The following is a 12547-nucleotide window of genomic DNA, read 5'->3' as shown; positions in this document are numbered from 1 at the left end:
GACGTCTGTCCGTATTCCAGCAGAGGAGGTTCGGTTATGCCTTTATTCATCATGTTGACGCGTTTAACACCAACGGCTTTGAAATCACCGGCAACGCTCGAGGAAGCCGAAAAATCCATCAAGACAAAAATTCGAGAAAATTGCCCCGAGGTTAAGTGGGTGAACAATTATGCAGTCATGGGGCCATACGATTATGTCGATATTTTTAAGGCTCCCGATGTCGAGACGGCATTTAAGGTATCCACCATCATTCGGACATTCGGGCATGCGCAGACCGAGATATGGTCCGCCACGGAATGGAGCGACTATAAGGAATCGGTGCGTAATTTGGCGCAGGGTTAGGAAGTCCTGCGGAGATTGCGGAAACTCTATCGTATTTCATTCCGTTATACTTCGAGCGCCTGCCGTCCGGCGGCATAAGACTCTGTCCGGCCCCGTAGGACTGTGAGTTCCGGCCGGTACCATCTTCGGCTTGATCAAGTTGTCGGATCAACAGGGTATTCGGACTCCCGCTGGCGTCTCTCCGTCCATTATTCTACTATGGCATGATATTTGCTATTTCTGTTAATGGTAGTGTTTGTTCTTTTGCTTAAAGGTTTGTGGTACGCTTTTTAGCACCTCTACAGAAAAAACTTTCCAGATAAGCCAGACTAGCAGAGGAAAGAGGAGCTTTCCAGGAATTCTGGCACATTGGCAGTTTTTGAAAGACGATACAGTCTCAAGTCAAAAGGAGGTAAAGGCAAATGGAATTACCGATGTATGAATGCGGCAATTGTCAAAAAATAATCTATTTGATGGAGCCTGGTCATGGCAAGGAGTTGAAATGCTGCGATCAGAAAATGAAAGAGATGGGCAAGGAGAAAAAGGAAAAATATCTCAAAGAAAAAGCACCCTTTCATCCCTGGTTTACGGAACCGGGTTCACCCTGAATATTTCAGAGAATGGGCACGGTTTAACTAACCCAGCTGAGCTGGACTCTTTACAGTACACCCTTGAGGGGTATTGGAACCTTTTGACAGATTATTTTCTTGCAAAAAAAAAAACAAGAAAACAATCTGTAAGGTACTAAAGAGAGCCGTTCTGTTCAGATCCGGTCCGGCCACAGAGTTTCCGACATTTCGGTGAGTTTGTATTTCTGTATCTTACCGCTGGCCGTCATAGGATAATCGTCAAGAAAGTGCACATATTTCGGAATCTTGTGTCGTGAAATTTTGCCTCTGCAGTAGTCGATGACATCGCTCTCATCGATGTCGGCATTGTCTCTGCGGATAATAAACGCTCCAACTTCCTCGCCATATTTCTTGCTGGGTACCGCTGCGATCTGAATATCTTTGATAGCGTCCATGCGGTAGAGAAATTCCTCAACCTCCCGCGGATAGATATTTTCGCCGCCGCGAATAATCATATCTTTATACCTTCCGGTAATCGAGAGGTTGCCTGCTTCATCCATAACGCCCAGATCTCCGGTATGGAGCCAGCCGTCTGCGGTGATGGTTTCGGCCGTGGCCTCCGGGTTGTTGTAGTACCCCTTCATTATATTGTATCCACGGCAGCACACTTCCCCCTGAGTGCCGTTGGGCAGGGTTTCATGGGTTTTGGGATCGACGATCTTCACTTCCATGTGAGGTAGAGCCCGGCCCACGGTTTCCACCCTGAGCCTGAATTCGTCTCCAATCCGGGTGTAGGCAATAACGGGAGAAGCTTCAGTCAACCCATAGCAGATAGTGATGTCGCTCATGTTCATCTGCTCGATCACCTGTTCCATGACATGCACCGGACAGTTGGAGCCCGCCATGATGCCGGTTCTGAGTGAGGAGTAGTCAAATTTTGAGAACATGGGGTGGTCCAGAAGGGCGATAAACATGGTGGGAACCCCATAGAGTGCGGTGCATTTCTCCTGCTCCACGGAAGCCATGATCAGCAGCGGATCGAATTTTTCCAGAATAACCATGGTAGTGCCGTGATTCACTGCCGCCATCACCCCGAGAACGCAGCCGAAGCAGTGGAACAGGGGAACGGGCAGGCACATCCTGTCCTTTTCGCTGAGTCTCTGGTTCTGGCCGATAAAAAAGCCGTTGTTGCCGATGTTGTAGTGGCTGAGCATTACCCCTTTGGGGAACCCTGTAGTTCCGGAGGTATACTGCATGTTGACGACATCGTAAGGCGACAATGACTGCTGTCGGGCAAGATATTCTTCGTCCGTTACCATTACGCTCAAAGAAGAGATTTCCGGCATGGAATACATGCCTCTGTGTTTTTCCTGACCGAGAAATCCCACCCGCTTAAGGTGAGGGAATTTCGGGCTTGTAAGTCGCCCACGTTCCACAGTCCTGAGCTCCGGTACAAGTTCATAGATTGTGTTGATGTAATCAGTATCCAGATAGCCGTCAATTAAGAAGAGATTTTCGCTTTCCGACTGGGTGAGCAGATATTCCAGTTCCGCACTCTTGTAGTTTGTATTGACGGTGAGAAGGATTGCCCCCATTTTCGCGGTAGCAAACTGCAAGATCACCCAATTGGGAATATTAGTCGCCCATACCGCCACCTTCTCCCCTTTTTGGATGCCAAGGGCCATGAGGCCTTTGGCCATTTCATCGACAGCTTGCGAAAATTGCCGGTAAGTCAGGCGGAAATCTCTGTCGACGTAAACGATGGCGTCATTATCCGGAAATTTCTCAACGGTCTGATCAAGGATTTGGCCAAGGGTAAGTTCTTGCAGCGGGCTGATATTCTCCATAACTCTCCCTCACTCCGGTATGTAGACCACTGCGTGGATCTGCGCTTTCACAGCACCCTTGCAGCTGACGTAATGAGGCACTATGGAATTATAGTAGACGCTGTCGCCTTCTTCGAGGATATAGGTCTCCTTGCCGTAAATGACCTCTATGCTTCCCTGAACCACCGCTATCCATTCCTCGCCCTCATGGGAGGAAAGAGTTTTCCGGGTAGCCGATTCCGGGAGAATTTCAATAAAAAAGGGTTCCATGTGACGATCTGTTTTCCCCATCCCTAAAGAGAAAAAATTTAACGAAGCCGGCTTGTTTTTCTCGGCAAGCACGCTGAAGTTGGCTGTCCTGTCGGCCTCCCGCACGATATACGGGTCGGTGGTTTGCTGGTCGTCGAGAAAGGTTCCCAGGCGTACCCCAAGGGTACGTGCAATTTTGATTAGAGGACCCAGCGGCGGATAGATATTTGCGGAGAGCATGGTCTCGATAAATTTCGTATCCAGGCCTGTTGCTTCGGCAAGTTTGCAGGTGTCTATCTCTCTTTTTTCCATAAAATACTGAATGCGCTGACTGATCTTTCCTGTACTCATGATCTCTCCAACTATGAAAATATATTTAAACCGGACTTTCCGGAAGCCGGCTTATGCCTACCCTGCCGGATTCCAATTTTTCCGGAGGCAATTCCGATGAGGTTCATCGGAGGCGGTTTGCTTTCTTAGCACGGACTCCGGGTGCTCCATATGTGTGCGCGAGCAGCCTGGAAAACTATAGTATGTCTATGGATTTCGGGCTGATCGCGTGCAGATGGGATGCCTGAATAGTTACTAGTCTATTTCACCGGCATGGTCCAACCGAAGGGGTCATCGGCCTTGCAGTATTGGATGTCCATCAGTTCTTGAAAAAGCTTTGCCGCCAGAGGTCCAACCTGTCCGGCGCCAATAAGGATTTCTCTGCCGTTGTACTTGATGTTGCCGACAGGTGAGATGACGGCGGCGGTACCGGAACCGAAAACCTCTTTAAGTTCACCACGGTCATGAGCGGCATAAATCTCATCGATGCTGATTCTTCTTTCCACTACATTTATCCCCCATGACCGGGCGAGCCTGATCACGGAATCCCGTGTAACCCCGGCCAGGATACTGCCATTCAGCGCCGGAGAAATGAGTTCGTCGCCGATCATGAAAAAGATGTTCATCGAGCCGACTTCCTCGACATATTTGAGTTCAACACCGTCGAGCCACATCACCTGGGTGTAACCGTCTTTGTTGGCCAGATCCGTGGCATAGAGGCTGGCAGCATAATTCCCTGCCGTTTTTGCCTGGCCGACTCCGCCGCGTACGGCACGGACATAATCGGTTGTCACCCAGATTTTCACAGGGTCGAATCCTTCGGGGTAATATGCACCAACCGGTGAGAGAATCATGAAAAAACGGTAGGTGTGCGAGGAGCGCAGACCGATATAGGGGTCCGTGGCAATTATGGCCGGGCGGATATACAGTGATGTACCGGGGGCACCGGGGACCCAGTCTTTCTCAATTTTCAAAAGCTCGAGCAGGGCCTCGAGGATAAAATCTTCGTCCAGTGCGGGCATACAGAGTCTGTTGGCGGAGAGGTTGAAACGGTGAAAATTGTCTTTCGGCCGGAAGAGCCGGATATCCCCGGATTCCGTTCTGTAGGCCTTTAATCCTTCGAAGATGGCTTGACCGTAATGGAGCACCATGGTGGAAGGATCCATCTGCATGGGACCATAGGGTTCAATGCGGGGATTATGCCAGCCCTTTTCGGGGGTGTAATCCATGTTAAACATGTAGTCGGTGAAAACGGTACCGAATCCCAGGTCGGAATCCTGCGGATGATCTTTGAGTATGTCTGCTTTTTTGAATTGTATTTCCATCGTGACCTCGTCTATTTAGCAACTCTGAGTAGGTATTTTTAATATTTTTTATGCCTTTTAAAAGCCAAACACAGTATTCTGACTACTCTACACCAGCAATGGCAGTCATCTTATGCCTGCCTGTAAAGATCTGGCATAGTAGTGCGAAAAGAATCTGCTTCGGGCTTATAACATTGATATTACCATTTTATCTCTCCTGAATCGGGATAGTGGCGGCCAGGGAGAACTATTTTTTTTGACAGTAAGCCATGTTGGTAGTAAAAAATCAAGGATATTACTGTAAAATCAACAGTATGAGTGTTTGTTAAAGCAAACAGATGTTTGTTTATGCTAAACAGCTATTGACTAAAGCTTGCCAAAAAGCAGAGATTATTTGAAATTTCACGAAAATTAATTATCGGTGAAAAATGAGAAAAGACATAATTGAAATACGATGGCATGGCCGCGGCGGCCAGGGAGCGATTACCGCTGCCAAAATCGTTGCCAATGCCGCCTTTGTTTCAGGGTATAGAGGAGTAGTCATGGCTCCCACCTTTGGAACCGAACGACGGGGAGCACCGGTGTTCACTTCCCTGAAGATTTCTAAAGAAAAAATCTACGATCTTTCCCCTATCACTACCCCTGATATGGTGATCGTTCTTGATCATACCCTGCTTGAGGAAGTAAATGTTGTTGCCGGCCTCAAGGAAAACGGCCTGGTTATCCTCAATAGCCCCAAACCGGCTTCAGAGTATACTTTCGAAGGTGCCGGAGTAGCTGTTTCCGATGTCACGACTCACGCTGTTCGAGCGGGGCTGCCGCCGGGTGTTGTCAACACCGGAATTATCGGTGCGTTTTCAAAGGCCAGTGGACTGGTGGATATTGATATTCTGGTGCAGGCAATCAAAAATGAATTTGTTGGGAAAAAGCCGGAATTAAATGCAGATGCAGCCAGAATTGCATATGAAAATACTTCTGTTGGAGGCGTGTGAATGGCAACCAGAGATTATTGCAAAATGATATCACGGAGCAAACCCGGCCCTGGAGACGGCGGTAACACCGGCTCATGGCGGGTGCTCCGTCCTATAATAAACAATGAAAAATGTATCCCGGTGAAAACTGGAAAGAAGGCCTGCTTCAACTGCTGGCTGTATTGTCCGGATTGTGTAGTCTCCAAGACAATTCCCCCGACCATTGATCTGACATACTGCAAGGGATGTGGCATCTGTGCTGAAGAGTGTCCGGCTGATGCCATCGAGATGGTTGATGAGTCACGATTAATTGTGGAGGAGAAATAGTACCATGCATATTATTGAATCGGGTAACGTCGCTGCAGCAACGGGTGTAAAGTTATCACGGGCCCAGGTTATTGCCGCATATCCAATCACTCCGCAGACACCATTGACTGAAAAATTATCGGAATTTGTGGAATCGGAAGAGCTCGATGCCCAGTATATACCCGTCGAGAGCGAACACAGTGCCATGGCAGTCTGCATTGCCGCCTCAACCGCAGGAACACGGGCGTTTACCGCCACCAGCGCCAACGGTCTTCTTTATATGAACGAGCAGCTGCACTGGGCTGTCGGAGCGCGCCTTCCCATAGTCATGTGTGTCGCCAACCGCGGCATCGGTGCTCCCTGGACCGTGTGGAACGATCATCAGGACAGCATGTCGCAGAGAGATGTCGGCTGGATCCAGATTTACGCCAACGACCATCAACAGATAATTGATTCCGTCATCAAGGCCTTTCGCCTGGCCCAGACCGTCAGTATTCCTGTAATGGTGTGCTATGACGGTTATCTCCTGTCGCATACCTATATGCCCTTTGAACAGCCGGAGCAGAGCATGGTCGATAACTTTCTCCCTCCTTTTGCTCCCAAGCATTTCCTCGACCCTGAAGATCCCGGCAACTTCAATACCGTCACCCTTCCCGATGTCCGCCCGGGAGTGGATGGTACTGTTGAACCGGGTTATATAGAGATACGTCATAATTTACACGAAGATCTGCGCGCGGCCCTCGATACCTACGCTGAGATCGACAGTGAGTTTGAAAAGGAGTTCGGCCGGGGTGGAAATCCGTTTATAGAGGAGTATCGATGTGATGATGCCGAATTTGCTGCTGTCTGTATCGGCTCGCTGTCCTATCAGCTCCGGGACGTTGTCGATGCCATGAGGGAGGAAGGCGTAAAGATCGGGGTTATGGGTGTGCAGCTGTACAGGCCCTTCCCGGATGCCGTCATTGCCCGGGCGCTGGCGGGTAAAAAATGTGTCATTGTTTTTGAGAAGGCCTTAAGTTACGGTAATCAGGGCCCTTTGTATGGTGATATCAAGTCGGCACTCTACCGCAGCCAGGACAAGCCGCCTATCCATAATTATATTGTCGGTCTGGGTGGAAGAGAAATTCAGACACAACAGCTGCTTGATGCCTTAAGGGAATCATGTCTGTCTCCTGAAGCAATTGAAGATACTCCACGCTGGATCGGTTTAAAACTATAGGAAGAATGAAATGGCAGAGAAAACAACTATACTCAACCTGACGGAAGAAGAATTTGTCCATCCCGGTAACCGAGCCTGCTCGGGTTGCGGGCTTTCGATCGTCTACAGGATAGGGCTTAAGGCCCTTGGTAAAAATACCATTCTGGTGGTGCCGCCCAGCTGCCTTACCGTTCTTCAAGGACTGTATCCCGTAGCTTCGGCAAAACTGCCTTGTGTCAATGTTACCTTCGCCTCAACCGGAGCTGCGGCTACCGGTGTGCGCGGCGCCATGAAGGCACTGAAAAAGGATAACGTCAATGTTGTCGCCTGGGCCGGTGACGGCGGCACCGGTGATATCGGTATCCAGGCGCTTTCCGGGGCCTGCGAGAGGGGCGAAGAGATAATCTACATATGTTACGATAACGAAGCCTATATGAATACCGGGGTGCAGCGCTCAGGGACTACCCCTCAGGGGGTACTGACCACCACAACGCCGATTAAGGGCAAGCTGCAGGCCAAAAAAAACGTCCCTGCGATTATCGCAGCCCATGGTATCGGTTATGTCGCCACAGCATCCGCGGCCTACCCGCTTGACCTGTATGACAAGGTGAAAAAGGCCACGACGATTTCCGGGCCTAAATATATCCATGTGCATACACCGTGCCCGCCTGGATGGGGATTTGACAGCAGATTTACCATAAAGACAGGAAAACTTGCCGTGGAAACCGGTCTTTTCGATCTCTATGAAATAGAAAACGGAGAATTCAGACTTACCGGCGCATCCAAAAGACTCATGGGAAAAGAGAGAAGGCCGGTGACCGAGTATTTTGATACTCAGGGACGGTTTAAAACTCTATCTGCAGAATTATTAATAGACCTACAGCGGCAGGTTGATGTCAAGTGGTCGGGGTATCAGAAGAAAATGAAATAGGATTTATTAGTATTAAAGTAAACCTAAGCTATTACCGTATCAGCAGACAGGAATCCCAGAATGAATTCTGTCTGCTTTTCAATATATTGTTCAATTGTATAATGCTTGGCAAAATACCACCGCCGGAAAGCCCAGGTATGGCCCAGCACTGAGATGGTATGCCCGATAAAGTTGATGGTATCAGTGTCGAGATCGAGCTTTCCTTCTTTTTCAAGCCGTTCTATCGCATCCAGAAAAAGCCTGGTTATTTCCAGCTCCGCAGCCAAAATCCTCTGCTGAAAATTTGTCGGTAAAAAGTGGGTGACCTGGTAGAGCAGAAGATAATGATCGCTCAAACGGTCGCAGACAAGAAAATATTCCCGGACAATTTCCTTAAGTACCTTCCTGCCGTCCTCTGAAGTAAAGTGAACATTTTTCATACTAGCTTCGACATCGGTATAAATGGCTCTGCAGACCAGATAAAGAACATCCACTTTGGTGGAAATATATTCGTAGAGAGTTCCTGTCGAAATGCCGATTTCTTTGGTAAGCTGACGGGTCGAAGTCTTGTGATAGCCCTGTTTGATGAATAATTTGACTGCACAGTCCACTATCTGCCGGCGGCGTTGCTTTACAAGTTCCTGGTCCTTGATCTGGGTGGATATTTCATATTCATGGCTGTCTCTGATATTCATACCGGAAATCTCCTGTCGAATAGCCCTGATTTCTCATGGACAGTGATTTTTAAACCATACATTCCGTTATAATGTTGCGGGATGCTTACGCTCCTCGAGGAGTACGTAAAGAGCCCAGCTCCGCTGGGTTTGGCAATTTGCAGTGCAGCTGATTCGATTATATCGATAATTGCGCCTACCAAGGCTGGTATAGTTTCAGGGAGAAATACCGACCAAAGATATTGCGCAATCAGTGTCACGTTTCAGAGCGTCAGCATGATCCTGTAAATGTAGCAATTATTTTTATAAATAGCTTGAAAAAAAATGATCTATGTTTTTTGGTTGAAAAAGTGATTATCCCGGAGGTGAAGACCTGACAAACGCATCACCATGAGATAGTATTGAAAAAAAGGGTTCTGGTCATAATGCACGGCGAAAATGGGTCGGAAGAAGAGCGGAGCAGATACAATGGCGAAAGCGGATATCGGCGATATGCAGATAGAGTTGACCAGCAGGTGCAACTTGACCTGCAGGACCTGCGTGCGAGCACATTTTTTTGAAAAATGGCAGAGCCGGGATTTATCTGCAGGTGCAATCAGCAGCATACTTGAACAGAGTGCCGATTACTCATCTGTTCACTTGCAGGGATGGGGAGAAAGTCTGCTGCGTTCCGACTGTCCTGAGCTGATTAATAGATTTAAACAAGCGGGAGTACGGGTGAGTCTGAGTAGTAACGGCTCCATAATGTCCATTGACCTGGCGCAAAATTTACTTGCAGCAGGCCTTGATTCCATGGCCTTCAGCCTGGCCGGTGCATCGCCGCAGAGGCATGATGTCCTGAGGGGCAGAGGAAGTTTTGACAAGTGCCTGCAGAGCATCCGCATCTTCAACAGAGAGCGTCAGGCATCACAGCCGCCCTTAGTCATCAACTATCTTCTCACCCCTGCAAGCATACAGGACTTAAACGCCGTGATCAGGCTGTCCGCGGAACTTGGTGTCGATTATCTTGTCTGCACCAACATGGTGTATATATGCAGCGAAGAACAGTTGAGAATGGCAGTTTATCTCGGCAGGAAAAAATATCGAATCAGAGTGTTTTTCGGGAATCTTACCGCACTGTTGAATTCTATAGAGTTGTCTCTGCCACCTCTGCTGGAAGTCGAGCAACCGGTATGCGCCAAAAATCCAACCCATAACCTCTTTATCGGTGCGGACGGTTCCATCTCTCCGTGCGTAAATCTTTGTCCGCCGCTGCTGAGCGAATATCACAGATATCATTGTGGTAATAAATATCCCGAGACCAGGACCGTCTTTGGCAATATCAACCGGGAAAGTCTGGTCGATGTCTGGCAAAAGGCAGAATATCGGACTTTCAGGGAAATGCTGCAAAAGCGGTGTGACATATACAACGAACTGGTTCAGCCGGTTTCCGCAGATTTTGATGGAATGGAAAAGCTGATGCTGGTACAAGATGGCGTTTCTGCAATGCTGGCATCAAATCCTCCACCCGGACCGTGCCGAATATGTCCAAAATTGTATGGAATGTAGAAAACAGGCTGAAAGAAGAGTTTTTGTTTTACTTTTTATTCGTTAAAATAATTTGGTAAAAAGTCATCAAAGTTGATGAGATAGGCTCTGTGATAAGCACCCGTACGGGCATAAATTCCGACTTCGAGAAAGCTCGATATACCAAGGCTGGAATATGAAACCTCCATTTCTCCATTTGGCAGTACATGTGGTACGGCGATCGCCGTTTCAGCTCTGCAACAACGTAGATTGGGTATTATACGAGTCCAGCAAAATTTCAGGAGCAGATATGAAAGAGGTGTTGAATTAATACTCAAAATCGAGTATCCGCTAACGCAGGCAGCTGTTGTTCTCATGGACTGCAGAGCACCTCTAATCCTTAAATGCACCCTCACTACGATGGTATTGCGATAAACACCCGTACGCGCATAAACTTCGACTTCGAGAAAGCCCGATCTCTCGCGTTGCTGGTTTTTAGCAGGTTTTCGACATACTACCTGAATAGGCCGAAGACCAGCAAAAAACTCTGCCCTTGTATATCGAACTATTTGTCTGGTCAGCTGACATCGTGGTAACGTTTTACGATATTGGCAATACTTATTGGTACAGTACTATGCTTCATTTTAAAAATCATCCCTTTCAGGGTGTTCCATTTTTTGACATGAATGACCGGGTATCTTCCAACCAGGTGGTGCTGACCATTTTGGGGCAATGGCAATGTATATCATCGCTTACCGGGTACTATGTCCACTGAGAAGAGCCGAAAATCATTGAAGGGGTTCCTGCTCCGGGTTAGGCCGGTGCTGCGCTTCATCAAAGGATTCCGCGGTTCACCGCATGCCATAGCCGGTGGATTTAGCCTGGGTATTTTTATCGCCCTTACCCCGACAATCGGATTGCAGTTAGTAATTGCCGTATTCCTGGCCACGCTTTTAAAAGTGAGCAGACCTGCCGCTCTTCTTTCGGTAATGGTCACCAATCCACTGACAATTCCGCCGATCTTTACCTTCAATTACTGGGTGGGAAAATTCTTTTTTGATGGCCCTTCCATACGGACGGTATATTATCATTTCATTCAAATAGCCGCTGAGATGGCAAAACTGAATGCCTTTGAGCTGCTGGTCCGGATAAAATCATTTGCAGAGACCAGCCAGAATATGCTGATCCCTCTCATTGCCGGGTGTATGCTGGTCGCTACTCTGGCGGGCATAGTTTCCTATATAGTTCTGGTACGTTTTCTCTGGTTTCTGGTATTGCGTCAGGATCGAAAAACCATGCTGCGGGAACAGAGAAAGAAAAGAGCCTTAAAAACACAAGAGCAAGAGCAAGAGCAAGAGCAAGAGCAAGAGCAAGAGCCGAAAGAAGAGGCTTGATTCCCTTAAAATCTTTAAATTTGCGATGACGTCGAGCCGATCTCCGGCGTTTCAGCTTTCTACGAGTCAGTTGTCATAAAGATAAAATCCTTCACCGGATTTTCTACCGAGCTTGCCGGCCTTGACCATATTGCGCAGCAGGGGGCATGGCCTGTATTTGGGATGGTCAAATTCACGATGCAGGATTTCCATGATTGAGAGACAGGCATCAAGTCCGATCATGTCGGCAAGACGCAGGGGGCCAAGAGGATGCCGCAGTCCAAGCTGCATAATCCTGTCAACCGATTCGACATCGGCAACACCGTCAAAGACACAGATGATGGCTTCGTTGATCATCGGCATGAGCAATCTGTTGGAGACAAATCCGGGATAATCGTTGACCTCGATGGCTTCCTTACCGAGGTTCTCGGCCAGTTCCTTGATGACTTTGCAGGCATGATCACTGGTTTTCAAACCGCGTATTATCTCCACCACCATCATTGAGGAAACCGGGTTCATGAAATGCATACCGACTACTTTTTCCGGACAGTCAGAAGCTGAGGCAATGTCGGTAATGGAAAGTGAAGACGTATTTGTTGCCAGAATGGTATGTTGGGTTATATAATTTGAAAGAGTGGTAAATATCTGTTTTTTTATGGTCACATTTTCCGTGGCCGCTTCTATAATATAGTCGGAATGGACGGCTTCCTGGAGGCTGGCGGCCGGCTTGATTTTTTCCAGTATCTGCTGCCTGCCTTCGGCATCGAGATCTTTCCGGCTGACCAGTTCCATTTCAATTTCCATGAAGCTTTTTTCCAGGATACCGGGTAGATCATTGAGAAGGACAGTGTACCCTGAGCGTGCCGCGAGTTGGGCCAGCCCCTTTCCCATTTGCCCTGCGCCGACAATCATGATTATACCAGTCTGCACCATTGTGAATTCCTTTGTTCCTGCAGTTTCCGATAGTTGTCAACCCCGAATCGGGGGTTTATATAAATGCCTCTTGGGAG

General features: G+C 48.2%; 13 protein-coding genes. 8 read left to right on the top strand and 5 right to left on the bottom strand.

What is annotated here, in order from left to right:
• The first annotated feature begins 36 nt into the window (after positions 1–36).
• Both JWG88_RS05710 and JWG88_RS05705 read left to right on the top strand, forming a co-directional pair.
• Entirely contained in the window at positions 37–342 is a 306-nt protein-coding gene (locus JWG88_RS05710; protein WP_205232747.1) for a GYD domain-containing protein, read from the top strand.
• A gap of 481 nt (positions 343–823) precedes the next feature.
• Positions 824–1069, top strand: coding sequence for a hypothetical protein (locus JWG88_RS05705; RefSeq protein WP_205232746.1), 246 nt, complete (start codon positions 824–826; stop codon positions 1067–1069).
• A 15-nt stretch (positions 1070–1084) separates the two neighbouring features.
• On the opposite strand, the gene JWG88_RS05700 is transcribed toward JWG88_RS05705, so the two are convergent.
• From JWG88_RS05700 to JWG88_RS05690, 3 genes are all read right to left on the bottom strand, one after another.
• Complete coding sequence (locus tag JWG88_RS05700; protein WP_205232745.1) at positions 1085–2737, bottom strand: AMP-binding protein; 1653 nt, start codon at positions 2735–2737, stop codon at positions 1085–1087.
• A 9-nt stretch (positions 2738–2746) separates the two neighbouring features.
• A complete protein-coding gene (locus JWG88_RS05695; protein WP_205232744.1) occupies positions 2747–3316 on the bottom strand; it encodes a cupin domain-containing protein in 570 nt (189 codons plus the stop codon).
• Between the two features lie 239 nt (positions 3317–3555).
• Positions 3556–4620, bottom strand: coding sequence for a branched-chain amino acid aminotransferase (locus JWG88_RS05690; protein ID WP_205232743.1), 1065 nt, complete (start codon positions 4618–4620; stop codon positions 3556–3558).
• 419 nt (positions 4621–5039) lie between these two features.
• Here JWG88_RS05690 and JWG88_RS05685 point away from each other — a divergent pair, with 419 nt between their 5' ends.
• The 4 genes from JWG88_RS05685 to JWG88_RS05670 are packed head-to-tail and all read left to right on the top strand — an operon-like array spanning position 5040 to position 8005.
• Positions 5040–5591 (top strand): 2-oxoacid:acceptor oxidoreductase family protein, encoded by a 552-nt coding sequence (locus tag JWG88_RS05685; RefSeq protein ID WP_353740661.1) that lies wholly within the window; start codon positions 5040–5042, stop codon positions 5589–5591.
• Entirely contained in the window at positions 5592–5897 is a 306-nt protein-coding gene (locus JWG88_RS05680; protein WP_205232741.1) for a 4Fe-4S binding protein, read from the top strand.
• A gap of 4 nt (positions 5898–5901) precedes the next feature.
• Positions 5902–7095 (top strand): pyruvate ferredoxin oxidoreductase, encoded by a 1194-nt coding sequence (locus tag JWG88_RS05675; protein ID WP_205232740.1) that lies wholly within the window; start codon positions 5902–5904, stop codon positions 7093–7095.
• A gap of 10 nt (positions 7096–7105) precedes the next feature.
• Positions 7106–8005 (top strand): thiamine pyrophosphate-dependent enzyme, encoded by a 900-nt coding sequence (locus JWG88_RS05670; RefSeq protein WP_205232739.1) that lies wholly within the window; start codon positions 7106–7108, stop codon positions 8003–8005.
• A 23-nt stretch (positions 8006–8028) separates the two neighbouring features.
• Here the strand turns inward: JWG88_RS05670 and JWG88_RS05665 are convergent, their stop codons facing one another.
• Positions 8029–8679 (bottom strand): TetR/AcrR family transcriptional regulator, encoded by a 651-nt coding sequence (locus JWG88_RS05665; RefSeq protein WP_205232738.1) that lies wholly within the window; start codon positions 8677–8679, stop codon positions 8029–8031.
• A 447-nt stretch (positions 8680–9126) separates the two neighbouring features.
• On the opposite strand from JWG88_RS05665, the gene JWG88_RS05660 reads away from it, so the two are divergent.
• Entirely contained in the window at positions 9127–10206 is a 1080-nt protein-coding gene (locus JWG88_RS05660) for a radical SAM/SPASM domain-containing protein (protein WP_205232737.1), read from the top strand.
• A 722-nt stretch (positions 10207–10928) separates the two neighbouring features.
• Positions 10929–11558, top strand: a complete 630-nt coding sequence (locus JWG88_RS05655) for a DUF2062 domain-containing protein (RefSeq protein ID WP_205232736.1) — start codon at positions 10929–10931, stop codon at positions 11556–11558.
• Positions 11559–11624: 66 nt separating this feature from the next.
• On the opposite strand, the gene JWG88_RS05650 is transcribed toward JWG88_RS05655, so the two are convergent.
• Positions 11625–12470 carry a 3-hydroxyacyl-CoA dehydrogenase family protein gene (locus tag JWG88_RS05650; RefSeq protein WP_205232735.1) on the bottom strand — a complete coding sequence of 282 codons (846 nt, stop codon included), beginning with the start codon at positions 12468–12470 and terminating at the stop codon, positions 11625–11627.
• Between the last annotated feature and the right edge of the window lie 77 nt (positions 12471–12547).

Origin of the sequence: Desulfopila inferna, from assembly GCF_016919005.1 — a bacterium.
GTDB classification, from domain to species: Bacteria; Desulfobacterota; Desulfobulbia; order Desulfobulbales; family Desulfocapsaceae; genus Desulfopila_A; species Desulfopila_A inferna.
Note: the sequence above shows the minus strand (reverse complement) of the source record. Positions and strands in the feature narration are given on the sequence as shown.

Coding starts and splice junctions, on each gene's coding strand:
- JWG88_RS05710 (WP_205232747.1), top strand. CDS start 37: ATGCCTTTATTCATCATGTTGACGCGTTTAACACCAACGGCTTTGAAA.
- JWG88_RS05705 (WP_205232746.1), top strand. CDS start 824: ATGCTGCGATCAGAAAATGAAAGAGATGGGCAAGGAGAAAAAGGAAAA.
- JWG88_RS05700 (WP_205232745.1), bottom strand. CDS start 2,737: ATGGAGAATATCAGCCCGCTGCAAGAACTTACCCTTGGCCAAATCCTT.
- JWG88_RS05695 (WP_205232744.1), bottom strand. CDS start 3,316: ATGAGTACAGGAAAGATCAGTCAGCGCATTCAGTATTTTATGGAAAAA.
- JWG88_RS05690 (WP_205232743.1), bottom strand. CDS start 4,620: ATGGAAATACAATTCAAAAAAGCAGACATACTCAAAGATCATCCGCAG.
- JWG88_RS05680 (WP_205232741.1), top strand. CDS start 5,592: ATGGCAACCAGAGATTATTGCAAAATGATATCACGGAGCAAACCCGGC.
- JWG88_RS05675 (WP_205232740.1), top strand. CDS start 5,902: ATGCATATTATTGAATCGGGTAACGTCGCTGCAGCAACGGGTGTAAAG.
- JWG88_RS05670 (WP_205232739.1), top strand. CDS start 7,106: ATGGCAGAGAAAACAACTATACTCAACCTGACGGAAGAAGAATTTGTC.
- JWG88_RS05665 (WP_205232738.1), bottom strand. CDS start 8,679: ATGAATATCAGAGACAGCCATGAATATGAAATATCCACCCAGATCAAG.
- JWG88_RS05660 (WP_205232737.1), top strand. CDS start 9,127: ATGGCGAAAGCGGATATCGGCGATATGCAGATAGAGTTGACCAGCAGG.
- JWG88_RS05655 (WP_205232736.1), top strand. CDS start 10,929: ATGTCCACTGAGAAGAGCCGAAAATCATTGAAGGGGTTCCTGCTCCGG.
- JWG88_RS05650 (WP_205232735.1), bottom strand. CDS start 12,470: ATGGTGCAGACTGGTATAATCATGATTGTCGGCGCAGGGCAAATGGGA.